The organism is Anaerobutyricum hallii (assembly GCF_900209925.1).
In the GTDB taxonomy this organism is placed as follows: Bacteria; Bacillota; Clostridia; order Lachnospirales; family Lachnospiraceae; genus Anaerobutyricum; species Anaerobutyricum soehngenii.
Window position 1 is genome coordinate 2,941,996 of sequence record NZ_LT907978.1, and the last position, 24,082, is coordinate 2,966,077.

At 38.0% G+C, this 24,082-nt stretch carries 24 protein-coding genes and 1 pseudogene; 1 reads left to right on the forward strand and 24 read right to left on the reverse strand.

Features of this window, described 5'->3' with window-relative positions; translation table 11 throughout:
- Window positions 1-7 precede the first annotated feature (7 nt).
- The 5 genes from EHLA_RS13385 to EHLA_RS13405 form a co-directional block, all read right to left on the reverse strand.
- Window positions 8-1,027, reverse strand: a complete 1,020-nt coding sequence (locus EHLA_RS13385) for a C4-dicarboxylate TRAP transporter substrate-binding protein (RefSeq protein ID WP_197702353.1) — start codon at window positions 1,025-1,027, stop codon at window positions 8-10.
- Window positions 1,028-1,040: 13 nt separating this feature from the next.
- Window positions 1,041-1,979, reverse strand: coding sequence for a sugar kinase (locus EHLA_RS13390; RefSeq protein WP_096241690.1), 939 nt, complete (start codon window positions 1,977-1,979; stop codon window positions 1,041-1,043).
- A gap of 162 nt (window positions 1,980-2,141) precedes the next feature.
- The gene (locus EHLA_RS13395; protein WP_157908602.1) at window positions 2,142-3,101 is read right to left on the reverse strand and encodes a bifunctional 4-hydroxy-2-oxoglutarate aldolase/2-dehydro-3-deoxy-phosphogluconate aldolase; all 960 of its coding nucleotides are present in this window, start codon (window positions 3,099-3,101) and stop codon (window positions 2,142-2,144) included.
- Entirely contained in the window at window positions 3,094-4,155 is a 1,062-nt protein-coding gene (locus EHLA_RS13400; protein WP_096241132.1) for an Ldh family oxidoreductase, read from the reverse strand. The genes EHLA_RS13395 and EHLA_RS13400 overlap by 8 nt, the downstream gene beginning before the upstream one ends.
- Before the next feature lie 134 nt (window positions 4,156-4,289).
- Window positions 4,290-4,949, reverse strand: coding sequence for a GntR family transcriptional regulator (locus EHLA_RS13405; protein ID WP_096241133.1), 660 nt, complete (start codon window positions 4,947-4,949; stop codon window positions 4,290-4,292).
- 235 nt (window positions 4,950-5,184) lie between these two features.
- Here EHLA_RS13405 and uxuA point away from each other — a divergent pair, with 235 nt between their 5' ends.
- On the forward strand, window positions 5,185-6,252 hold the full coding sequence (gene uxuA / locus EHLA_RS13410) for a mannonate dehydratase (protein ID WP_096241134.1): 1,068 nt from the start codon (window positions 5,185-5,187) through the stop codon (window positions 6,250-6,252).
- Between the two features lie 460 nt (window positions 6,253-6,712).
- On the opposite strand, the pseudogene EHLA_RS13415 reads toward uxuA, so the two are convergent.
- From EHLA_RS13415 to EHLA_RS13505, 19 genes and pseudogenes are all read right to left on the reverse strand, one after another.
- Window positions 6,713-6,841: pseudogene (locus EHLA_RS13415) on the reverse strand (DNA-binding protein); the annotation flags it as partial.
- 16 nt (window positions 6,842-6,857) lie between these two features.
- Window positions 6,858-7,199, reverse strand: a complete 342-nt coding sequence (locus tag EHLA_RS13420; protein ID WP_096241135.1) for a nucleotidyltransferase domain-containing protein — start codon at window positions 7,197-7,199, stop codon at window positions 6,858-6,860.
- Between the two features lie 205 nt (window positions 7,200-7,404).
- Window positions 7,405-8,286 (reverse strand): hypothetical protein, encoded by an 882-nt coding sequence (locus EHLA_RS13425; protein WP_123864867.1) that lies wholly within the window; start codon window positions 8,284-8,286, stop codon window positions 7,405-7,407.
- 407 nt (window positions 8,287-8,693) lie between these two features.
- On the reverse strand, window positions 8,694-9,116 hold the full coding sequence (gene atpC, locus EHLA_RS13430) for an ATP synthase F1 subunit epsilon (RefSeq protein WP_096241137.1): 423 nt from the start codon (window positions 9,114-9,116) through the stop codon (window positions 8,694-8,696).
- 11 nt (window positions 9,117-9,127) lie between these two features.
- Window positions 9,128-10,525: a F0F1 ATP synthase subunit beta gene (atpD, locus tag EHLA_RS13435; protein ID WP_096241138.1), complete on the reverse strand. Its 1,398-nt coding sequence runs from the start codon at window positions 10,523-10,525 to the stop codon at window positions 9,128-9,130.
- A 31-nt stretch (window positions 10,526-10,556) separates the two neighbouring features.
- Window positions 10,557-11,447, reverse strand: a complete 891-nt coding sequence (gene atpG, locus EHLA_RS13440; protein ID WP_096241139.1) for an ATP synthase F1 subunit gamma — start codon at window positions 11,445-11,447, stop codon at window positions 10,557-10,559.
- 15 nt (window positions 11,448-11,462) lie between these two features.
- Window positions 11,463-12,974, reverse strand: coding sequence for a F0F1 ATP synthase subunit alpha (gene atpA, locus EHLA_RS13445; RefSeq protein WP_408608958.1), 1,512 nt, complete (start codon window positions 12,972-12,974; stop codon window positions 11,463-11,465).
- On the reverse strand, window positions 12,971-13,489 hold the full coding sequence (atpH, locus tag EHLA_RS13450) for an ATP synthase F1 subunit delta (RefSeq protein ID WP_096241141.1): 519 nt from the start codon (window positions 13,487-13,489) through the stop codon (window positions 12,971-12,973). The genes atpA and atpH overlap by 4 nt, the downstream gene beginning before the upstream one ends.
- Entirely contained in the window at window positions 13,467-13,919 is a 453-nt protein-coding gene (gene atpF / locus EHLA_RS13455) for a F0F1 ATP synthase subunit B (protein ID WP_021907809.1), read from the reverse strand. The genes atpH and atpF overlap by 23 nt, the downstream gene beginning before the upstream one ends.
- A gap of 43 nt (window positions 13,920-13,962) precedes the next feature.
- Window positions 13,963-14,193 (reverse strand): ATP synthase F0 subunit C, encoded by a 231-nt coding sequence (atpE, locus tag EHLA_RS13460; protein ID WP_005347476.1) that lies wholly within the window; start codon window positions 14,191-14,193, stop codon window positions 13,963-13,965.
- Window positions 14,194-14,240: 47 nt separating this feature from the next.
- Complete coding sequence (locus tag EHLA_RS13465; RefSeq protein WP_096241142.1) at window positions 14,241-14,927, reverse strand: F0F1 ATP synthase subunit A; 687 nt, start codon at window positions 14,925-14,927, stop codon at window positions 14,241-14,243.
- A 304-nt stretch (window positions 14,928-15,231) separates the two neighbouring features.
- Complete coding sequence (locus EHLA_RS13470; protein ID WP_096241143.1) at window positions 15,232-16,134, reverse strand: LysR family transcriptional regulator; 903 nt, start codon at window positions 16,132-16,134, stop codon at window positions 15,232-15,234.
- A 419-nt stretch (window positions 16,135-16,553) separates the two neighbouring features.
- Entirely contained in the window at window positions 16,554-17,060 is a 507-nt protein-coding gene (locus tag EHLA_RS13475; RefSeq protein ID WP_096241144.1) for a Gx transporter family protein, read from the reverse strand.
- 14 nt (window positions 17,061-17,074) lie between these two features.
- Window positions 17,075-17,938 carry a class I SAM-dependent methyltransferase gene (locus tag EHLA_RS13480; RefSeq protein ID WP_096241145.1) on the reverse strand — a complete coding sequence of 288 codons (864 nt, stop codon included), beginning with the start codon at window positions 17,936-17,938 and terminating at the stop codon, window positions 17,075-17,077.
- 90 nt (window positions 17,939-18,028) lie between these two features.
- Complete coding sequence (locus EHLA_RS13485) at window positions 18,029-20,398, reverse strand: transglutaminase-like domain-containing protein (RefSeq protein WP_096241146.1); 2,370 nt, start codon at window positions 20,396-20,398, stop codon at window positions 18,029-18,031.
- The gene (locus EHLA_RS13490; RefSeq protein ID WP_096241147.1) at window positions 20,388-21,578 is read right to left on the reverse strand and encodes a DUF58 domain-containing protein; all 1,191 of its coding nucleotides are present in this window, start codon (window positions 21,576-21,578) and stop codon (window positions 20,388-20,390) included. The genes EHLA_RS13485 and EHLA_RS13490 overlap by 11 nt, the downstream gene beginning before the upstream one ends.
- Window positions 21,575-22,522, reverse strand: coding sequence for an AAA family ATPase (locus EHLA_RS13495; RefSeq protein WP_167513771.1), 948 nt, complete (start codon window positions 22,520-22,522; stop codon window positions 21,575-21,577). Before EHLA_RS13495 ends, EHLA_RS13490 begins: the two co-directional genes overlap by 4 nt.
- A gap of 113 nt (window positions 22,523-22,635) precedes the next feature.
- On the reverse strand, window positions 22,636-23,475 hold the full coding sequence (locus tag EHLA_RS13500) for a 4Fe-4S binding protein (protein WP_096241148.1): 840 nt from the start codon (window positions 23,473-23,475) through the stop codon (window positions 22,636-22,638).
- Window positions 23,475-23,966 (reverse strand): FMN-binding protein, encoded by a 492-nt coding sequence (locus tag EHLA_RS13505; RefSeq protein ID WP_096241149.1) that lies wholly within the window; start codon window positions 23,964-23,966, stop codon window positions 23,475-23,477. The genes EHLA_RS13500 and EHLA_RS13505 overlap by 1 nt, the downstream gene beginning before the upstream one ends.
- Window positions 23,967-24,082: the final 116 nt, after the last annotated feature.

Below are 24,082 nucleotides of genomic sequence, written 5' to 3' on the forward strand. Positions count from 1 at the left end.
CCCATCCTCATTCCTTGATAATTGATTTTACCGTTTCTATCAGATTAGGTGTCCAGCCGTATTTCTTTTCTGCATTTTTGTAAAAAGATTCGGATGCCTTTTCCCATTCACCTTTTTCTTCATCGCTGACTTCCTGCACCTTAACGCCCTCTTTTTTCAATTCTTTCAAAGATTTGGCTTCGGCTTCCTCCACAATCTCATTATTGTAGACTCCTGCTTTCTCACAGGTTTCCGTCAATATTTTTTTCTGCTTTTCACTAAGGGAATTGTAGAATTCATCTCCACAGCACCAAGTTGTCAGGTCATATATATGGGCATCCAGAAGAAGATATTTTGCTACTTCCTGGTATTTTCCACTTTCAATTACTGTAATTGGATTCTCCAGTCCATCGATGGTTCCCTGCTGAAGTGAAGTATACACATCGCCCAAACTCATCGGTGTCGCTGCTGCTCCCAATGCATTAATACTGTCTACCTGTAAAAGGTTACTTGGAACTCGAATCTTCTTTCCTTTTAAATCAGACGGACTTTCCACCTTTTTTCTTGTCAATGTGTTACGCACTCCGTAATGCCAGTTCTTTCCAACAATCGTAAGTCCGGTTTGATTTTTTACATTTTGTTCCTGTTTTTCCCACCAGTCGCTCTGTGCTAACTTTTCGATATCGTCCCATGACCGGAATAAATATGGGGCAAATACAACACCGAAGTCCTTTACTCCAAGATCTGAGTAAAACGCTCCATTTGCAAGGGTAATAACGGAATCTCCGGCAATCGCCTGATTGATAATATCGTTCTTCGTTCCTAACTGACTGGAAGGATACAAATCGACCTGAAATTCTCCATTACTTTTTTCTTCTAAAAGCTCCTTCCACTTCTCGCAGGCCTTACTAAGTGGCTCATCTGTATTATTTTCATAAGCAATCTGTATGTGGATTACTTTCTTGTCTTTTTCCTTTCCCCCACAAGCTGTCAAAAGGAAACTCATTACTAATAAACATACTGCTACTATATAATATCTTCTCCTCATTGTCTTTTCCTCCTCAGCCGTTCAGTGCATTCTGCAGTCTTTCTCTGTTTGGGAGTCCCTCATTATCTCCTTCTACCTGAATCTGTAAAGCACCGATACAGTTGCCCCGTTTTACATATTCTTCAATTGAAAGCTGTTCTAATCTTCCACTGATTACACCAACTGCAAATCCATCTCCTGCTCCTACTGTATCCACTATTTCTTTTACCGAAAAACCTTCTACAACACCTTCTTTTTCAGAAGTCTTATAATAGGCACCTTCTCCGCCCATTTTTATAATCACTTCTTTTACGCCATGCTGCAGATAAAAGTCCGCAATCTTTTCTTTTTCTTCAAATCCGGTGAGAATTTTTCCCTCTTCAATTCCTGGCAGTACAATGTCACTCTGAAAAGCTAAGGAATTCAGAGATTCTACCATAACTTCCTGACTTTTCCATAAGGCAGGTCGTAAATTTGGATCAAAAGAGATTGGAATATGATTTTCTTTTCCTTTTTTAATAATTTCTTTTGCCGCTTCCATGCAGCTCTCACTGACCGCACAGCCAATTCCCGTCAGATGAATATGATCGACTCCTGTAAAATCAACTTTATCGATATCTTCCGGACTTACCATAGAGGCTGCACTGTTTTTTCTATAATAAGCAATTTCAGGATCGCCATCTTTCACTTTATTTTTCAACATAATTCCTGTTCTGTAAACAGGGTCAAATGTAATCTGTGAAGTGTCAAATCCTTCTTTTTTCATCGTTTCATAAATATAAGTACCAAAAGGATCGTTTTCTCCAAGTTTCGTAATAAATAATGCCTGATGACCTAATCTATTTAAACCAATCGAAACATTATAATCTGCTCCTGCAATTTTCTTGCTGAACAAATTTACTTCTTCTAGTTTACCATATTCCTGAGCAATTAACAGTGCCATCGGTTCTCCGAATAATACTATTTTGGACATACTTCTCTCCCTCTCTCCATTTTTACCAGAGCGTGTCTGAAAAATACTTTCTGATTTTTCAAACATGCTCTGTCAATATCCCTTACAATTGAATCATTCTTTCCATTCTGCTTACTTTTATCGCCATATGCTTTCGCTCTATTTACTTTCGCTTACTCTTCTCTACCTCTGTCTGAGATGAATGGCATATCCAGCAAATTCATCTTTCAAATACACAACTTTGGTCTTTCCATCCACCATCACTCGACTTTCTTCGTTCATCTCTATATTATCTTTTTTCAGATAATACTCCGCAGATTCGATGCGGTTTGTATCAATTGCCACATGACCATATTTTCCAAGACCTTTAAAATTATTGACTTCAAATCCGGTTCCGACAAAGTTAGATAACTCGCCTTTATAGACTGGCATTTTGAATACATTTCCTATACTTTCAGCAACGGATTCTCCTTCGGCTGTATCTGCTGTATTGATACCAACATGAACTACTTCATATCCAAGGAACTTCTGCAGAGCTTCTTTCGCTTTATTTGTGATGCCTTCATAATCTGCTTTTTCTAAAAGCGCCTGGCTGCAAATCCAGCCTCCACCAACCATGGATACATTACTATTTGCCAGATAATTTCCCATGTTTTCTGTATTAATCCCACCAGTTGGCATAAAAGAGACTTCTGGAAATGGGCCGGCAAATGCTTTTATTGTTTTTGCTCCACCATAATTTTCTGCCGGGAAAAACTTCAATGTTGTAAATCCGTTGCCAACTGCCTTTTGTATCTCATACGGAGTTGTCACACCTGGAAGTAATGGCATATCATTTTCCTTACACCAGTTAGCAATTATTTCATCGTAAGCTGGCGTTACAATATAATCTGCCCCGGCTTCCTTTACTTCTTTTGCCTGCTGTACGGTCTTTACTGTGCCTGCCCCGGCAAGAAATCCGGGACAGTTTTTCTTTATTTCTTCAATTGCTTTTACACCTTTTTCGGTTCGCAATGTAACTTCTAATGTATCGATTCTAGCTTTACTTAATGCATTGGCAACAGGAACTGCCTGCTTTTCATCCTTAAAAACAGCTAATGGAATGACTCCGATTTGTTTTAATTTTTCAATTACTTTATTCATCGATATCCCTCCAGTCAATTTTCTCATCGATACTGTCTGCTAATTTTAATAAGCTGTCTGCTACATCTTCAGGAATTCTTACACCGTTGGCTTCATCCTTATCATATTTCTCCCATTCTCTCTGACCAGGAACCATCAAATGATCTGTACCTTTGGCCTTTGGTGAATTTAAAATGTACTGGAGATAATCTTCTTCAATATCTTCAAAATGTCCATCTGGATTTACCTTTGAAATGTCAATACATATGATTGCATGACTTACTCTGTTTTTATTCGGAAGATTGAAGCACCAGCTCTCGATGTCCTTACATGTATTTCCTGATGTCATGAAACCAGATAAGGCATCTACGAGTAAGGAGAAACCATATCCTTTATGTCCTCCCATCGGAAGTAATGCTCCACCTTCCTGATAGTACTGAGGATTCGTTGTCGGGATACCGTCCGGATCTACCATCCAGCTATCTGGAATTTCCTGATGATACATTTTTGCTTTATTAATCTTTAATGCTGCTACTACAGAAAGAGCAATATCAAATGTAATTGGATGCTGTCCTTTTCTTGGGAACGCGTAAGCGATTGGGTTATTTCCAAGTGTCATTCCCTTTCCTCCAGGAACTGCCATGTTCGGATCCACATTACTCATAATCATTCCAAACATTCCCTGCTTCGCCATCTCTGCTACATAAAATGTTCCTGCTCCAAAATGACAGCTATTCTTTACACCTACATAGGCAACACCAGTCTTTTTCGCAAGTTCGACTGCTTTATCAATCGCAATTCTTGTACCTTTCATTCCGATACAATCTTTCGCATCTAACACAGCAAATGCTGGGCCTTCTACAATGAATTCAGGATTTGCTTTGATGTTGATTCCACCCTGTTTCATTTTTTCAATGTACATATATAAATTCTTTGTTCCATGAGAATGGATTCCAAACATATCCGTAGCAATCAATACTTCAGATATTCTTGCTGCATCTTCTTTAGAGTATCCCTGTTTCTCCAAAGCTACATTACAAATTCTTTCTAATTCTTTCTTCATTACTAATTTCATAATAGTCCTCCCACATTAATATTTTATTGATATATTTCTGATATATCAGTTTGCCTTTTTTATATGGTTGGTTAATAAAACATAACCAACCACATAAATTTTATTTTTTAATGCTTTTGTGATTTACGCTTCCATCAAATTCCAAAAAAGCTTCCCTGAATACTATATATTTGTTTATATCCTTCTACGGTATTCGATATATGCTTCTTTACTGCTTCCATCACCTTATCTTCATCACCTAATAACATCATGTCAATAATTTCAATATGTTCTTTGTAAGAATCGATATAGCGTTCTTGATGCATTGTAGAAAAACTTCTAATTCTCTGACTGTGCGTCATTAGTAGGTGCATCATCCTGTAAAGATATTGATTATTTGCCTTCTCCGCAAAATACATATGAAAGCTATAATCAAAGTCTTCTTCTAAAGAATCCATCTTCACCTTCTTGTGCGCAATCATATCATTCAGTTGATTCTTCATTCTTAACAGAACATCCTTCTCCACATTCAGAAAAGCATTCTGGAAAATATAAGGTTCTAATAATGCTCTGGCATTCAACATATCTTCTACATCCTTAAGGGAAATCTGTGTAACAACGATTCCTCTCCTTGGCATGATTGTAACCAGCTTCTCTTCTGCTAATTCACTAATGGCTTCTCTTATTGGAGTTCGGCTGAATCCAAGTTCTTCTATAATCTTCTTCTCATCCAAAATATCTCCTGGCTTTAACTCACAGAAAACAATCTTGGGTTTTATATAGTCATATGCTATCTCTTTTCTACTTTTTCCCATGTAATTTTTAGCTCCCTTTTTCTGATATATCAGTTGTATTTATTATATATTCTCAATGTTTTTTGTGCAATACGCAATATTCACTAAAATTATGCCCAAGAAATTAGTAATAATCACCAATTTCTTATTTCTTTTTCTATTATATTGCATTTTTTATACGATAATGCTACACTCGCCTTGTGAATACTCTTTTTCTACTTTTTCCATAACATTATTATATGAGAAGGAGTATAGCATGAAAATGACATTACGCTGGTATGGTTCCAGCTTCGATACCGTAACTTTAAAACAAATCCGACAGATACCTGGTGTTACCGGGGTTATCTCAACTCTATATGATACCTCTCCAGGAGAGGTATGGTCTCGTTCTCGCATCCATGCACTAAAAGAAGAAATCGAACAAACAGGCCTCTCTCTTATGGGAATTGAAAGTGTAAATGTTCATGATTCCATAAAGATTGGAGATTCCGACAGAGATGTTTACATTGATAATTATATTGAAACACTAAAGCATCTCGGAGAAGAAGATATTCATCTTGTCTGCTATAACTTTATGCCCGTTTTTGACTGGACCAGAACAGAACTTGCGCGCGTTCGTCCTGATGGTTCTACCGTCCTTGCCTACAGCCAAAAAGCCGTTGACGCACTAAATCCGGATGAGATGTTTCAATCTATCTCTTCGGATACTAACGGCACAGTCATGCCTGGCTGGGAGCCAGAACGATTAAAAAATATCCATGCTCTTTTTGAAATGTACAAAGATGTAGATTCAGAAAAATTATTCTCTAACTTAGTTTATTTTTTAAATCGTATTATGCCTGTCTGCGAAACCTATAACATTGATATGGCAATTCATCCAGATGATCCGGCTTGGAATGTTTTTGGACTTCCTCGTATTATTACAGATAAGGAACATCTGCTTCGCCTAATGAAAGCCATTGATAATCCACATAATGGAGTAACATTTTGCACTGGTTCTCTTGGCACGAATCCAGAGAATGATCTGCCTGATATGATACGTTCATTAAAAGGACGTATCCACTTTGCACATATACGAAACTTAAAACATAACTTTCCAGGAGACTTTGAAGAGGCTGCACATCTTTCTTCAGACGGCTCCTTTGATATGTATGCCATTGTAAAGGCACTTTACGATATTGGCTTCGATGGACCTATACGGCCAGATCATGGAAGAATGATCTGGAATGAAAAAGCAATGCCGGGGTATGGACTTTATGACAGGGCTTTGGGGGCAGCTTATTTGAATGGGCTGTGGGAGGCTATTGAGAAAAGTTCGAAATAGTAGACAAAACACAAACGAGGACTGTGCATAAGAGCGCCTGCCTGTTGGGTAAATAGCCGAAAAATTCCCAGCCTGCAAAGAAGGCTTTTTATTCCGTTATGCTGGACATTCCATTCTGCCTCAAAAAAAACGGAAACTTCATCTCAAAACCTCCACCGGAGCTTTTTTCGAAATGCTAAGGCAGGAGAAACGCGTCCAAAGTTTCCAGAGTCAGAATTCATAGCGGAAAGTCATAAAAAAGACCGTTAAATTTAACACTATTCAGTTATATGTTTCTTTTGATACTGCTGACCTATGCTATTTCTTACAGAAAAACGTCAGTGATTTCTGTAAGAAATAAAAAATGAGTCAGTAGTATTAAAAGTAGACCGTTAGGTTTGGCAATCATATAGAAGTGAATGTCAAATCCAACGGAACTTTCTATAAATCAACAATAAAAGACTCCCTTTTTTCGCTCCATCTATAATATTTCAATCTGTTCCAAGCAATATTTTTCTACTAAAATGAGAAACTCTTCTGCGGTTAATATCTGTTGTTCTGATTCTTCTTTACTTGCAATATAAAAATCATCATAATCACTGGCATGGCGTGTTCCTATTTCCCCATTATGCTGCGCCATACAAAACTACCCCTTCTTTATGAATGCTGGAATAAAATGGATAGTTAGAAATCCATTTCTTAAAATGTGCTTCACTTTTTGCAATAGGCTTAATGTCCAGATTATTATCCAGATTAAAATCGTATGTCATATAAGAAAGCTGCTGTCCATATACCTTTAATTCCAAATCAGACATATCTACCAAAATCATAATATCCACATCTGAATCCTCACGATAATCACCTCGCGCATAAGAACCATAAAGAATAATCTGTCGTACATGTGAACCATATATTTTTTTAACAGCTTCTACATATTGCTCGATTAAATTTTGCATAATCTTCGGCATATATTATCACCTCACTCTTTGCTTATTATACTATAATTAATTATATCATTTCTATTGCTTATATTCATTATACAAATAAAACGTGCTAATTTTCCTTACAGATTTTTTAAAATTAAAATTCTGTTGTATATACCGTTGCTATGCAGCGCAATATAATAACATTTAAATTACGTAGAAAATAAATCACCAATATAAAATGTTTATCCTATTTTTCCAGTAACCGTACTACATTTTCTGTTCCTTTATAACATGCTCCTTCTATAGCAATATCATTCTCAGAATATTCTCCTACACCTGCTTTAATATGATACACATCCCCGTCCGAGGTGTAAGCAAGTGCTGTAAGATTAGAATCGTGGAACTCATCTTGTCTTTTATCAAGTTTTTTAACTGCCTTTATAAACTGTTCTGTTTTCTTTGCAGAAAGCTGATATTCCTCATTATTGTATTTTACTACGATTCTCTCAATCTTATCAAAATCTGCCGTAGATAATACTCTATATCCAGTATGCTTCGTAATAAATTTTACAAGTTTCTTATTCGGCCCTATTCGATAATCTTCTCCTAAAGAATCGCAAAAATGTAATACGTCTCCTTTAAAAGTATTCAGCCATACATTCTGCACTTCTCCACGACTATTTTTATAGACAATACAGATTTTTGCATATTTCTCCTGCGTATCATCCTTAACACCATAATTGCTGAGCGAATCGCCATCTTTTAAAATAGGACTTTCCTCAATCAAATCTATCAATTCAAGAACCTCTTTTTTATTTAAAGATAGAAAAGTATCATTTTCAGAAAAAGTAGTATATGTTACAGAAAGCACCTTACACTCTGGAAAAAGAAATCTTTGATCATTTTTTACTATAGAAACAGCATCCCTATCATTTCCTTTTAATTCTATATCATCATATTCTCCAAGTTCTAATAATTTTCTAGTTTCATCCGAAATATCATTTGAGGCTTCTGTAGTAACACTTGTATCATTTACGGATGTAGAAACACTTTCCTCTTTTTTATTATGACAAGCTGATAAAATACACATTATTAAAATTATCGCAATACAACTATACCTTCTTTTCATTTTGCAACCACCCTCTATGAATATCTAAAATATCATCCTATTCAGTATTACACTTTTACAATACCTGTTTTTCTATATCCTGTCAAGAATTTTGTAAACTTTATTTTTAGTATCCAAAATCTACAAAAACTCAACTAGAGCGTGTTTGAAAAAGTGAAGCTCATTTCAAGAAATAGATTATTAACTACCCATTTTATTCCAACATTCATAAAGAAGGATTGCTTCTGTATAACGCAACATAACCAGAAATACTTTAAAATACACAGAAAATAGAAAAAAGCCAATATAGAAAATGTAATATGGGAGCAGCAAAAATGCGACTAAGCATTTTCTGCGTCCGCGACGACTTTTACATTTTCTATATTGGCTTTTTTCTATTTTCGTCTGTCTGTCATTCTCAAAATGTCTTAAACATGTTTCTGTCTGTGTCCAACCCGAAGTCTCGCCATTGCACGGGAAAGGGAAGCCTGTGTATGATAATACTCCTGAATACTCTGTTTCTGACGTATTTTTTCCAAAGCTCTCTCTTTTGCTTCCTGTGCTCTTGCAATGTCGATTTCCTCTGGGCGTTCCACGCTTTCTACGAGAAGGGTGACTCGGTTATTAATGATTTCGATGAAACCGATGCCAACTACGGCATACTGCCATTCGCTTTCCTCTTCTGGAAGGAAACGCATCTCTCCTTCATTGACAGCAATAACCATGTTTTCATGATGTGCCAGTACTTCTTTTTGTCCGTCATATCCCGGAACGATAATAGACTGGCATCTTCCTGTAAAAAATACACGATTGGCGGATATGATTTTTAAACTAAATGTATTTGAAGCCATATCTACCCCTCCTAGTTTGCTGTTTTCATTTCCTCAGCTTTTTTCTTTACGTCCTCGATTGTTCCGACGTTGAAGAATGCATTTTCCGGATATTCGTCCATCTCGCCATCAAGGATTGCCTTGAATCCACGAATAGTTTCTTTTACTGGTACATAAACACCTTTGATACCGGTAAAGTTCTCTGCTACATGGAATGGCTGGGAAAGAAATTTCTGAATCTTTCTTGCTCTGAATACGACTGTCTTATCTTCGTCAGATAATTCTTCCATACCAAGAATAGCGATGATATCCTGTAATTCTTTGTATTTTTGTAATGCTTCCTGTACTTTTCTGGCTACTTCGTAGTGTTCTTCTCCTACGATATCTGCCTCAAGAATACGGGATGAGGATTCAAGTGGGTCAACGGCAGGATAAATACCCTGTTCTACAATCTTTCTTGAAAGTACAGTTGTTGCATCTAAGTGAGCAAATGTTGTTGCAGGGGCCGGGTCAGTTAAGTCATCGGCTGGTACATATACTGCCTGTACACTTGTTACGGAACCGTTCTTTGTAGAAGCGATTCGCTCCTGTAATTCACCCATTTCTGTTGCTAATGTTGGCTGATAACCAACGGCGGAAGGCATACGTCCAAGTAAGGCGGATACCTCGGAACCTGCCTGTGTAAAACGGAAAATGTTATCAATGAATAATAACACGTCCTGTTTCTTTTCATCTCTGAAATATTCTGCCATAGTCAGTCCGGTTTCTGCTACTCTCATACGAGCTCCCGGGGGTTCATTCATCTGTCCAAATACTAAGGCTGTCTTAGCAAGAACTCCGGATTCTCCCATTTCTGTCCAAAGGTCATTACCCTCTCTAGAACGCTCTCCTACACCGGTAAAGATAGAATATCCACCATGTTCTGTTGCGATATTACTGATCAATTCCTGAATCAGTACGGTCTTACCTACACCGGCACCACCGAACAGACCAATCTTACCACCTTTTGCATATGGCGCAAGAAGGTCGATAACTTTAATTCCGGTTTCAAGAATCTCTACTGCCGGGTTCTGTTCTTCGAATGTCGGAGGTTCTCTGTGAATTACCATCTTTGGAGCATCTTTAATCGGCTCTCCGTCATCAATCGTTTCACCGAGTACGTTAAAGAGACGGCCTAATGTTTTCTCTCCAACAGGTACTTTGATACCGCTTCCCTCAGCAGTAACTTCCATATCTCTGTGAAGACCTTCACTCGCTGCCAGCATAATACATCTTACAACGTGATTACCGATATGCTGTGCAACTTCCATCACACATTTTTTATCTCCATTTTGTACTTCGAGAGCATCTCTGATTGCAGGCAATTCTTGATTTTCAAATTCAACATCGACTACAGGTCCAAGAACCTGAATAATTTTTCCTGTTTTCATCAAAAAAGCCTCCTTATATTATTTCCGCTTTTTATTTCTTCTTTTTCTTCTGCGACTTCGCTCCGGCTATTACCTCGGTAATCTCCTGCGTAATCGCAGCCTGTCTGGCTCTGTTATATTCAATATCCAGTTCCTTTAACATTTGTTTCGCACTGTTTGTCGCACCTTCCATCGCCATCATTCTGGCATTTTGCTCACAGGAAAATGCTTCTACCAATGCACCATACACAAAACCTACTACATAGTTTGGAACGATGTGATCCATAACCTCTTCAGCAGAAGGTTTTAATGCAAGTCCCTCTAATGGAATATCAATCGGAACCGGAATCTTAAAATCTGCTTTTTTCAGCGGCAGGAGCTGTGCAACCTGTGCCTCCTCCTGCATTGCATTTACCATAGTTGTATATATAATGTAAAGTTCATCAAGTTCATTTGTATGGTAAAGCTTTAATAAATCCTCAGCAATTCTTCTAGCACGGCTTAAGGATGGATCCTGAACAACAAAATGGAACTGCTTATCAATATTAATTCCTTTCTGTTCAAAGTAATGCCGGCCTAACTCACCGAGAACAAACAGTTTATAATCGTCTCTTTTTGCAAGTTCTTCTTCTGCAATTTTTAAAATATTATGATTATAAGAACCAGCCAGTCCCTTATCTGCTGTAATGACGATATAGCCGGCTTTTCTTTTTCTTTCCGGAATCTCTGCATTTGTCTTAAAATAAATACTGTTCACGTCCGGAAGATGTCTTAAGATTCGGCTCATTTCAGACTGAAGGGTATAGAAATACGGCTCTGTGTCCGCTAACATTTTTTTTGATTTTTTCAGTTTGGAGGAAGAAATCATATACATTGCATTTGTAATCTTCAATGTATCTTTGATGCTTCGCATCCTGTCCTGAATTTCTTTTGCACTTGCCATACCAACACCTGCCTGTTATTTATCAGTGTATTCCTTTGCTGCTTCTATGATCTTTTTAACCATTTCGTCAGATAAATCTTTCTTTTCTTCGATTTCTTTTCCGATTTCCGGATGTTTGAGATCAAGATAAGAAAGAATATCTTTCTGATATTTCTTTACTTCTTTTGGCATAACGATATCAAAGATACCATTATTTGCGAGACATAACGTAATAACCTGTTCATGTAAGGATAACGGATGACATAATGGCTGCTTTAACAGTTCCATAATAGCACGACCATGTGCTAACTGTGCCTTTGTTGCATCATCAAGATCTGATGAGAACTGAGTAAATACTTCCATCTCTCGATACTGTGCCAGGTCAATACGAATACTTCCGCATGCCTTCTTCATTGCTTTTGTCTGTGCTGCTCCACCTACACGAGATACGGATAAACCAACGTTTACCGCCGGACGCATACCTTCGAAGAACAGATTACTCTCTAAGAAAATCTGTCCGTCTGTAATAGAAATTACGTTTGTAGGAATGTAGGCAGATACGTCACCTGCCTGTGTCTCAATGATTGGAAGTGCTGTAATAGAACCTCCTCCCAGTTTATCACTAAGACGACTGGAACGCTCTAACAGTCTGGAATGTAAGTAGAATACATCTCCAGGATAAGCCTCACGTCCCGGTGAACGCTCTAACAAAAGAGATATTGCACGATATGCTACCGCATGTTTTGATAAATCATCATATACGATCAGCACATCTTTTCCCTGATGCATAAAATATTCTGCTAATGCGGTACCTGCATATGGTGCAATGTACTGCAGAGATGCAGGTTCACTGGCTGTAGAGGATAATACGATAGAATAATCCATTGCATCGTATTTTTCTAAAGTATTTACAATCTTAGCAACACTAGATGCCTTCTGTCCGATTGCAACGTAAATACAGATAACTCCTTTTCCTTTCTGGTTAAGGATCGTATCTGTTGCAATAGAAGTTTTACCTGTCTGACGGTCACCGATGATCAACTCACGCTGTCCACGTCCGATAGGGAACATAGAATCGATAGAAAGAATACCTGTTTCCATTGGAGTATTTACAGACTTTCTATCAATGATTCCAGGTGCTTCTTCTTCAATCGGGCGATAGCCATCTGCTTTAATCTCGGCACCGCCGTCAATCGGCTCACCTAAAGCATTGATTACTCTTCCGATATACTCATCACCTACAGGAATACCTGCTTTTTTCTTTGTTCTAACTACTTTTGTTCCTTCTTTGATTCCGGTATCACGTCCAAAAAGGATTACACCAATCTCATTCTGACGGATATCCTGAACCATTCCTTTTACTCCATTATCAAAAACAACAACCTCACCGTACATCGCATGGTCAATACCGTAAACCGTAACGATTCCGTCACCTACATATATGACCGTACCTGTCTCTTCACTTGTGTTGTCCACATCAAAATTTTCGATTTCACTCTGTATAATAGAGATTATATCTTCTGCACTGATTGCGCCCACAAGATTCACCTCCCTGTTAATTTTCTTTCTAACCGTCTGAGTTTTCCTTCATAACTGTGGTCGTACTCTTCATAGCCAACATGAACGACATAGCCGCCAAGAAGGGAAGCATCTGTCTTTTCTGAAAGAACGATTTTTTCTTTCGGATAAATGCTTTCTAACTGCTTTAAAATGGATGCTTTTTCTTTCTTTGTCTCCTCATCTGCGTAAATAACCTCCGCATGGAGAATGTGATTCCTTTCATCCCAGTATTTATAATAGCAGTTAAAAATATCTGTAATCTGCCCGATCTCACCAATCCGGCACATCATCTTCATAAAATTTCCAAGAAGATTCGGCAATCCACTCTGTCTTACGATTTTATCAAGCACTGCCTCTTTCGCTTCCTCGGAAACAACTGGATTTGTCAGTGTTTCAAGAAGGAAAGGGGCCTTCTTGAAAATTTTATGGGCTTGTTCCACATCACTTCTTAAAACATTCAGCCGGTATAATACTTTCGCATTATTTACTGCCTTCTGCGTCATGGGCCTCACCTGTCTCTATAATCTTTCTTGCGGCGATAAGTGCAAGCTTCGCAATCTCACCCTGCACTTCCTGCTGTGCCTGTTTCTGTTCTTTTTCGATATCTGCTTTTGCTTTCTCAATCATTCTATCTGTCTTAGCCTGCGTCTCAAGTATCGCATTCTCATGCTCTTCTTTTGCCTGATCTCTTGCTGCAAGAATGATCTGATCTGCTTTTACATTTGCCTGCTCTAATTTTTGTTCATAATCAGCTTTTAACGCAAGAGCATCATCCTGTGTCTTTTTCGCAGAATCAAACTGTCCCTGAATCAATTCTTCTCTCTGATGAATCACATTCATAACCGGCTTGTATAAGAACTTTCGAAAAATCGCATATAATACAAGAAGATTTATTACAATCATTACCATATTCCATGGATCTATATTAAGCATATTCTTCGTCCGCCTTTCTTTTTCCTAATGTTTATATATTCTATTATTTAAGGAAAAGGATGATTAATAACGCGATAACGAAACCGTAAATAGCTGTTGCCTCTGCTAACGCACAACCAAGTAATAATGCTTTACTGATCTTACTTTCTGCTTCTGGCTGTCTTGCGATCGCATCTGTTGCTGCTGCGGTAGCTTTACCGATACCGATACCTGCTCCAATACCTGTTAATACTGCAACTCCTGCTCCAATTGCTACAAATAATGCTGATGACATAATTACAACACTCCTTTTCTTTTCTCTTTAAATTTTTTGTTGTTTTCTTATTCTGTCGCTTCCTTAATAAACAACGATGTAAGGAATACAAATACGTAGGCCTGAATCAAACCATCAAAAATATCAAAGTAACAGCTAAATACTGCCGGTAATACTGCCGGAACGATTAACTTTAATAATTCCATGATAACGAAAGAACCAAGTACGTTACCAAAAAGTCGCATGCACAGAGATAATGGTTTAATAAAAATCTCCATAATATTGATCGGCAAGATAATTGGAATTGGTTCCGCAAAGCTCTTTACCCATCCTTTTGCTCCTTTTTGTCTGATGCCGGCTACTTCAATTAAGACAATACTCATAAATGCTAATGCCGCCGTCACGTTCATGTCCTTTGTCGGTGGTTTAAAACCAAGCAGTCCGATAAGATTGGCAATACCGATGTAGAGGGTCACTGTCATAAGATATGGAATATATTCCGCTCCATGTTCTCCCAGTGTGTCCTTGAAGAAATTGTGTCCGCCGCTTACGATTGTTTCCAGTATGATCTGTCCACGACCTGGATTTTCTACGCTTAAATTTCTGGTTAACGCTATACAAAGTACCAGAATGACCGCCATGATGATCCATGTTACTACTACAGATTCTTTAACCGGAATTCCTCCGAGTACCGGAATCGTAAAGACAGTGTCGCAATTCAACTCTTTCATCAGTTCATTGACCAGAGCATCCATCTGCCACACTCCTTCCTGATTCTTATATTGGTGAACATACTCTTTGCAACCCTATTTAATAGGAAGAAATTGTTCGCCCTGAACCATTGCTACACATTCTACCCCTCTTTTTGTTATCGTGGAAATGTTTTATTTTTTTACCCATCATGTAATTTTTACATAGTACAAAGATTTCTCATATAAATACTGTTTTTTTATTCAATTTAACAAAACGATTTGTATGAATATGAGAAATCTTTTCAGAAAACAGTCGGAATTGCTAAAGAATATTTAAGAAAAAAAGAAAATATATTTACAAATTGTCTTACAATTTCGTTTCAATATAATTATTTATGAATTGTTTTAATGCATTTGCCGCGATACTAAGCGGTGTTCTTTTTGATTCTACCAGACAGATCTGTCTTTGAGGAATCTTTTCTATAAGGGGTACTTTTATTATTTTCCCATCTTCTAAGGCTTCTATACCTACATTTTCTGGTAAAAAACCTACTCCAAGATCATAGACAACCATCGGAAGAATCTGATGAATTGTTCCGGCTTCAATATCTGGATTTAACTTTAAACCATATCTTTGATAAAAATTACTGAAAAACTCATATGACTTTGTTCCTCTCCCAAGACAAATGAGTGGATAATCCTGCATCTTTGAAAGATGTATCGGCTTCTCACATAATTCTTTATGCGAGCTGCTCACTACCATTACATCTGAAAAATCCATCAAAGACGTAGATTTTAATGTAGCAGGGATATCGGCTGGTGTAGATACTACTGCCAGATCAACCAGACCATCTTTTACTTCCTGAATCGTCTCCGGCGTAGAATGATTGGAAAGGCGGATGCGGATACCCGGATATGCTTTTCGAAAGTCTGCCATTACCTGTAAGATCAGCAAATGTAATGCGATTTCACTTACACCAACGGTTATGATTCCACTCTGCAGACTTTTATCATTCGCCAGTTCTAACTCTGCCAGTTGAAAATGCTGATATGCAATTGTTACATGCTTGTATAGCTTCTCCCCTTCTCTTGTAAGTGTTACTCCTCTATTTGAACGAATAAACAAACGACAGCCAAGCTGATTCTCCAGATTATTCATAAAATGTGTAATATTCGGCTGGTTGCTCATCAGAATCTCTGCCGCCTTTGAAAAGCTCTTATATTTAGCCGCATAATAGAATATGCGATAGTAATCGTATGTAATTTCCATTTGTGTTTCCTCCTTTATCTCGTCATTCAACAGACGAAACTAAGTTAATAGATATATGGCAGCTGTTCTGTATCACTGCGTTCATAATGCTCGCCCGCATTATGAACTTGCTCCAAAGTCACATCTGCCATATATCTATTAACTTAGTTTCTGTTTTCGAAAATGCCAGAGAGGATAAAAATTCGGTATTACTCAAAAGTGGCAATATTCCATATCCGATTTCTATCTCTGAAGAAGAAAGGGGACTTGTACTTTCATCTACTATTCTCCAGTATTTCTATAAACAGAAAACTCTAAACATCTTATCTTGGCAGATGCGGCTTCGGAGCAAGTGCTGGATGTGAGCGCGAAAGCGAACATTCAACACGCAGCGACTATAGAGCAGCTGTCAAAATAAGATGTTTAGAGTTTTCGTCAGCTTATAGAAAATGCTGCTTGATTATCGGATTTAATCTCTTTGTTAATATCCCGCTTAAGATTCCGATTAAGATTCCCGCTGCAAGTCCTGAAAGAATTAAAATCGGCAGATAATATGCTAATGCCTTTGTTTCTAATACAAGCATGGCGACTATGATCTGGCCTACATTATGAAAAATGCCTCCTGCTACGCTCACTCCTACAGAAGAAAACTTCTTTGTTTTCTTCAAAAGTGCCATAACAAGCATACTCATCGCCGCTCCTGCCGCACTGTATACCATTGCGAATCCGCTTCCAAAGAGGAACCCGGATAATAGGATTCTAAGTGCGGAAATAAGGCCGGCTGCCGGTACTCCTGCTATATAAAGAAGAAGCATTGTAACGATGTTGGCAAGTCCCAGCTTCACTCCCGGAACTCCAAGATTAACAGGTATAAGCTGCTCAATATATCCGGCTACTAAGGCAAGTGCAAGAAACATTCCATAAAAAGCTGTCTTTTTGGCACTCATATGCTATCTCCCATCTATTCCTTTTCCCATCGTCCGGAAGCACCGCATGGAAGAACAAGTCCACTTGCACTGACAGGAAGCCCGACCTCATCTGCACTAACTTTTCCGCCATGCTTTTTAGCAATGGCACTTCCTAACATATAAGAAAGAACCGCAGGCTGTAATCCTGTTGTATAAGAATTAATTAAAAAGAAGAGTGGATCTTTAGAAAGAAGCTTCTCACAAAGACATACTAAAGAATAAATCTTCTCTTCAATCTTCCAGATTTCTCCCTTCGGACCTCTTCCATAAGATGGTGGATCCATAATGATTCCATCATAATGATTGCCTCGACGAATCTCTCTTTCTACAAACTTCACACAATCATCTACAAGCCATCGAATTGGTGCATCTCCAAGACCGGATGCCACTGCGTTCTCTTTTGCCCATGTAACCATTCCTTTTGAAGCATCTACATGAGTGACGGAAGCACCTGCTGCTGCGGCTGCTAATGTCGCTCCACCTGTATAGGCAAATAAATTCAGTACCTTGACCGGGCGGTCTGCTTTTTTAATCTTATTAGAAAACCAATCCCAGTTCACAGCCTGTTCCGGGAACAGTCCTGTATGTTTGAAGCTAAATGGTTTCAAGTGAAAAGTAAGACTTCTGTAATGAATATCCCACTGTTTTGGAAGATCGAAAAACTCCCACTCTCCGCCACCTTTCTTACTTCTGTGATAATGTGCATTTAAATGCTTCCAATGCTTATCTTCCTTCTTTGTGTTCCAGATTACTTGAGGATCCGGACGAAGAAGGGTGTATTTCCCCCAACGTTCCAGCTTCTCGCCCTCACTGCAATCTATTACTTCATATTCTTTCCAGTTATCTGCTAACCACATATTTTATCCTCACTTAATTTAAATCTAACTATGAAAATATTCTAATCGCTATAGTTTTCTCTGTCAATAGAAACGAAACTTAAAATACCTTTATTTCAGTTTTTCACACTCTTTTTTCAGAAAATGTACTGCGGCTTCTGCTTCTTTTCTCGTGATTCCTTCTGGTGAATACACCGCTTTCTGACGAATCTTCATACAAAGATGTAACTTTTTCGGTTCCACTTCTCTGTCAAAGGTACGAAGTCTTTTTTCAAAGGTTCTTACACGATTATCTCTTATTTTTTCTTTGCCATATATTGTTTTACACAAAATATCATACCAGAACATGACTGCCTGACTATACTTTTGCTGTTTTAAAAGTTTATCTGTTTTATAATTTCGGTATACTTTTTGCAGTCGTTTTCTAAACACAAAAAGCAGAAGACCTGCTATGAAAATAAAGAAACATAGAATATACAGGATTTTATGAACCGTTCCTCCCCCTTTGCTTTGCTTTGAACGATCCTGCGGAATCTGCTGCGGTGTTTCTACTGTTTTCTTTTCTGTTGTCTGTTCTTTTTCCTGCGTTTTTTGTTCCTGCTGTTTTTCTTGTTTCTTCTTATCGTCATTTTCTAAAGATTGATCTGACGAACTTGAATTACTTACCGCAGTTTCCTGTGTCTCATAATATGGTGTTCCCATAATGTTTTCATATTTGGGAGTAACTTCTACCGGAATCCATCCCATTCCATCCAGATAAATTTCCGGCCATGCATGCGCGTATTTTTGTGAAACTGTCACCGTCTCTGCCGTTCCTGCCTCTTTTACTGTTTCCGGTGTAAGAAGGTATCCTTCCACATAACGGGATGGAATTCCATAATAACGAAACATCATTACTGCTGCCGCCGCATACTGCACATCATATCCTGTTTTTTTATCTTCAAAAAACCATTGGGCAAAGTCTTCATCTTCCGGGATACTTCCTGGATTTTCATTATAGGTAATCGATGTCTTCATGAAGCTTTTTACCCGGTTTATAATTGCTAATACCGACAGATTACTTTGAATACTTCCTTCTGTTGCAGAAGAAATCAATGTTTTTGTTTCTTTATTTAAAAATAGACACGTTGCATTTACATATTCTTTATAGCTTTCCGTCATTTTTTTTGAGGAAAGATTCTTATCCTCCGTCTTAATATTGGTAGACGATTTCAACTTTCCAGCCATTGTTTCCATTGCTTTAAAAGAATATTCTCCTGCTCCTTTTATTCCGGAAGCGAATATATTCTCTGTTTTATTGACCGCTGCCTTCCCTTCTTCTTCGTATATCGTTGGTAAAACAGCACTTTCATAAGGAAGATAAAGATACTTTCGATTCGCCCCTACATTTTTTACAGATAAACTGTAAATAGACGGGTCCGTTTTTCCTTCCGAAAGCTTTTTCTGCCTTACAAAATGATACATTACTGTGTTTCCGTAAAATTCTTTATTATGAAGCCACAATAAAGATTCGTATGCTTCCCGGTCAGAAGCTGCAAGCATACTCCTGTCTGAGCCAAAAATATTCCAGTTATTTGTACTTGCTTTCCAGCAATTATTCTCATAAGTTGTTCCAACAAATCCTTTCAGATAATAACTGTTTTTCTTATAAATGTTTACTTTAAGAGCCTCTTTATCTGTCCGCTTCATCTTTTTTGCCTTTGTAAGCTGACCTTCCGGAAGAACAGATACATCCTCTTTATATCGTTCTTTATTCCACTTCTTTTGAATTGCCGACATCTGTCCGGTATTTGTCATTCCTGAGAAAGTTCCTAAAAGAAGTAAAATAATAAGAATTGAAGTTCCAAGTACTCCTCCCCAAAAAGACGGAGCAAAGAAAAAGAAACAAAAAATGAGAAAGCTTAACACTGCAAACAATTCTGGCCGAACTCCCCATACAAAAAATGGAAAAGCAAAGCAGATCGCTACGGTAAAAAATAAAATACAAGGCTGGACTTTCCACAACAATGCCATAAAAAGAATAAGCCACAAAGTTATCCCCAATATTCCGACAACAAATGACAAAAACTCCACATTTCCTGTCTGCATATCTACCGATGTATTTTGAATTATACGATGAAAAATATTTTTGCTCTGTCCATAATCTGCCAGATAATCAAAGACTGTCCGGGAGAAAATCAATAAAGCTCTTCGAATATTCTCCATAGAAAGAATGAAAAATGGAACAAAAAAATACAAACCGCTTATAAAAACCGCAAAACCTTTTCCAACAGAGATTCCAACGAAATACAACAATATAAAAAAAGCGACACCGATAAAAAGAACAACACCGGCTGTATACATTTCAAAACGGCCGGCAGCATACCAGATAAAACATAACAGCGCAGCAAGCCACACATACCCGGCCCGCATCATTTCTGCCCAGCCATATCCACTCTGATGATTCAATTTTTTAATGTGAAATGAGTTTTTATGCTCCATAATCTGCACTCCTGTACGCTGTCAAAATCCGATCGATATCTTCTCCCAGGGTTTCTGCCGAAAAAATATACGGTACTAACGCTTCCCCTTCTTCTTTTCTTGCTTCCCGTCGTTCTAATAATAAAGTCAGGTTCCAGTCATCGAAAACTTCCTGTTTCTCGTTCCAATACTCTGTAATATAAATCACTTCTGAAAACTGTTCTTTTCTTTCTTTTTCAAAAGAATCTATCGTTGCATTCCCCTGAGAAAAAAACATACTTTGAAATACATGGGCATACACTTCTTCCAACTGCACTACATTTTCCACACTGTAAAAATTCCATCCATCGGTCTTTTTATCCCACCAGCAAAGGCAATGCTTCTGCCTCTCCTGTGCCATATGCTGTGAAATAGAAAAAAATGCTTCTAACAGCCCATCGATCATAGCAGCATCCTGCTTCTCTACCCTTGTTTCCAGAAAAATAAGAGGCATCCGCATCATCGGCACTTCCACTTCTTTTACCATATATTCATCTGTTTTTCCTGTCAGTTTCCAATGAATCAGTTTCATAGGATCCCCATCAACATATGGACGGATTCCAAAATATTCTCCCGGACCATTTCCCTTTTTACCACTTTGCTCCTCATCAAAAAAAGAACAGACAACTCCGCTGTTTTGTACTGGAAAATGCAGTTCCGTTGTTCGTGGCAGAACCATTACCACCTTCTCCTGATTTATATATGTTACCTTTTTCATACATCCAAAAAAGCTGTACAGCTCCACCCACAAAATCGTGATTTCCAAAAATCCCATATATTCCGAATCTATAACAAAGGCAGCCGCACCATTTTTTCGTCCCGCTGCCCTGATATTCATAGAAAACATTTCCTGTTCCCCACTGATCGTCTTCTTTACCTGTAAAAAAACTTTCCCAGATAAAACAGGGAACACTCCTGTATTGCTGATACAAAGTCGTCCGGTAATTTTTTCTTCCTTTTGTGCGTAGGCAGGAATAATCAGATGAGTAGAAACTTCTTTTGGAAGATAAAGATTATAAATGACAGCCACCAGCAACATAATTCCTAATGCCATCCCGGCAATCTTCCCTGTTGTTCCAGAAAGAAAAATAATGAATGCAATCCACAGTAACAGACAGACAATCCCGCTAATTCGATTCATCCATAATCTTTTTCGGGTCATCTTCTTCCTCCTGCCGCTCTTCGATCCGGCACATGTACAGTGGCACAGATTTCATCCATAATCTTATCCGCATCTTTACTCGATAACCTTGCTCTTGACTTTAATACCAGACGATGACGGAAAACATCTTTTACGACATCCTGAACATCTTCCGGCACAACATAATCTCTGCCAGCCAAAAATGCACTCGCTTTTGCCATTCTGCACAAGGCTAGAGATCCTCTTGGGCTGACACCCAGCTGAATCATATCATGTCTTCGTGTCGCATCAGAAAGCATTGCAATATACTGATAGATTAACGAGGAAACCTTAATCTCATTCACTTCCTTTTGCATAGAAAGTAACTCTTCCTTTGAGATAACTTCATTCACATCATCTAAAGGATCACTCACCTTTCTCTGACTCATCAGAATCATTTCTTCCTTTATTGTTGGATATCCCATAGATAAAAGAACCATAAAACGATCCATCTGCGACTCCGGAAGCATCTGCGTACCCGCAGAACCAAGCGGATTTTGCGTTGCAATAACAAAAAATGGTTCCGGTATATTTCTTGTCACACCATCTACCGTTACCTGTCCTTCTTCCATAACCTCCAAAAGTGCTGACTGTGTTCTACTTGAAGTACGGTTAATTTCATCTGCCAGCAGAAGATTCGTCATAACTGCTCCCTGACGGTATTCAAACTTCCCACTTTCCTTATTATAATAGTAGAAACCGACCACATCCGATGGCATAACGTCCGGTGTAAACTGTATTCTTCGATAAGAAAGTCCCAAAGCCTTTGAAAAAGCCAGCGCCATCGTTGTCTTTCCCACACCGGGTACATCCTCAAGCAAAACATGTCCACCAGAGAGAATCGTCATCCACACCTTACGGATGACCTTTTCTTTACCAATAATTACTTTATTCACTTCTTCTATAATTAAATTTGCTTTATTCAAAAAATACTCCTTTCTTATGAGGGTAGCAATATACAGCAATTACCGTCCATTATAACACGAAAAAGGATTTTTGATATAATAATTTATCTGATAGACAAAATTTGGAAAAATTTTTAATACAATATTCTAAATATCACGAATAATACCACAGCCTTTCCTACAAGCATTGGTAACCATAACCTTCCTGGAAGACCATTATGTGTGTTTTGTTTTGGGCATTTTCCGATACATTTTCCACAGGAGAAACATTCACCGGATGTCGCATTATCCCCTTCTTTATCCGATGGTATCTCAAGGTTTGCCGGACATACTAAATTACACGCTTTACAGTTTGGAATACAGTTTTCTCTGTTTCGTTTGATTACAGAAAATGGTAACACCGGCATCAGGGAAAATACTGCTCCCATTGGGCATAAGAAACGGCAGAAAAATCTTGGTTCCAATGCCATTCCTGCTGTAACCAATAAAAAGAGACCTGTTCCTATAAGGCTGTCTGCCATCTTCAACTGATGGAAACGGGAAAATGCACTGAACGGACTATGTACAGCAACTGCACTACTGTAACCTTTTATGCAAAGAAGTAAGACAACAAGCAGTACAACATATTTTAAATACCGGAGTATCTTTCCCGCTTTTGAAAAACATTTCAACGGTTTCTTTTTTCTTTTTTTGCGAACTGTAGATGAAATAAAATAAACGAAATCACCCCATGTTCCAAATGCACAGGCAAAGCCACAGAAAAATCGTCCAAATACAATGGTAAAAACCAATAATACCACAAGTGTCTCTACAAAGGAATTCCACTGCAGGCTTGCACGCTGTGTAATTTGTTCTACAATTAATTTTATTCCGGTAAATGCAGTGGAAAATAACGCTGGATAGATAATAAAAAATACTGCCCGTATCATCACTTCTATGATTGTCTGCACCGATATTTTTTTCTTTTTCTTCATTATTTAGCTGCTCCTTCTAATGCCTGTCCTACTGCATTCTTTATTCCTGTAGATGAATAGGTTGCTCCGCTTATTGTATCAACCTCTGTCGTCTGCTTATCAAGTATTGTCTTCACAATATCTTTTGCCATTGATAAATAAGCCTCATCTTCTCCACTTGCTTCTATAATATCTATCGCACTGATCTTCTCCCCGGATACCGTTACTTTTACTTTAATTGCTCCGCCAAATCCCTGTGAACTTCCAGTATATGTTCCATCTTTATACGTTCCTGCCTGACCAGCAGATGCACCACCTTCTCCTAGCTTTCCGGAATTTTTTGCTGCTTCAAGAATATCCTCTTTTTCTCCTTGAAGCTGATTTACCTGGCTTTTTAATTCTGCAATTGTGGCTTCTTTATCACGACTGTAAATCACAGCCTGATATCCTGCTAAAAGCCCCAGAACGAGAATAAGATCAAATAAACGGATTAAAAAGTTTTTATATTTCATTCGTTGTCCCTTCTAAAATGCTTTCTATTGTCTTTTATAAATTTTCTTACTATTTTAAATATTTAAATATTCAAATAACTTTTTCTTAAATAAACACAAAAGCTTCTCTTTTCAAA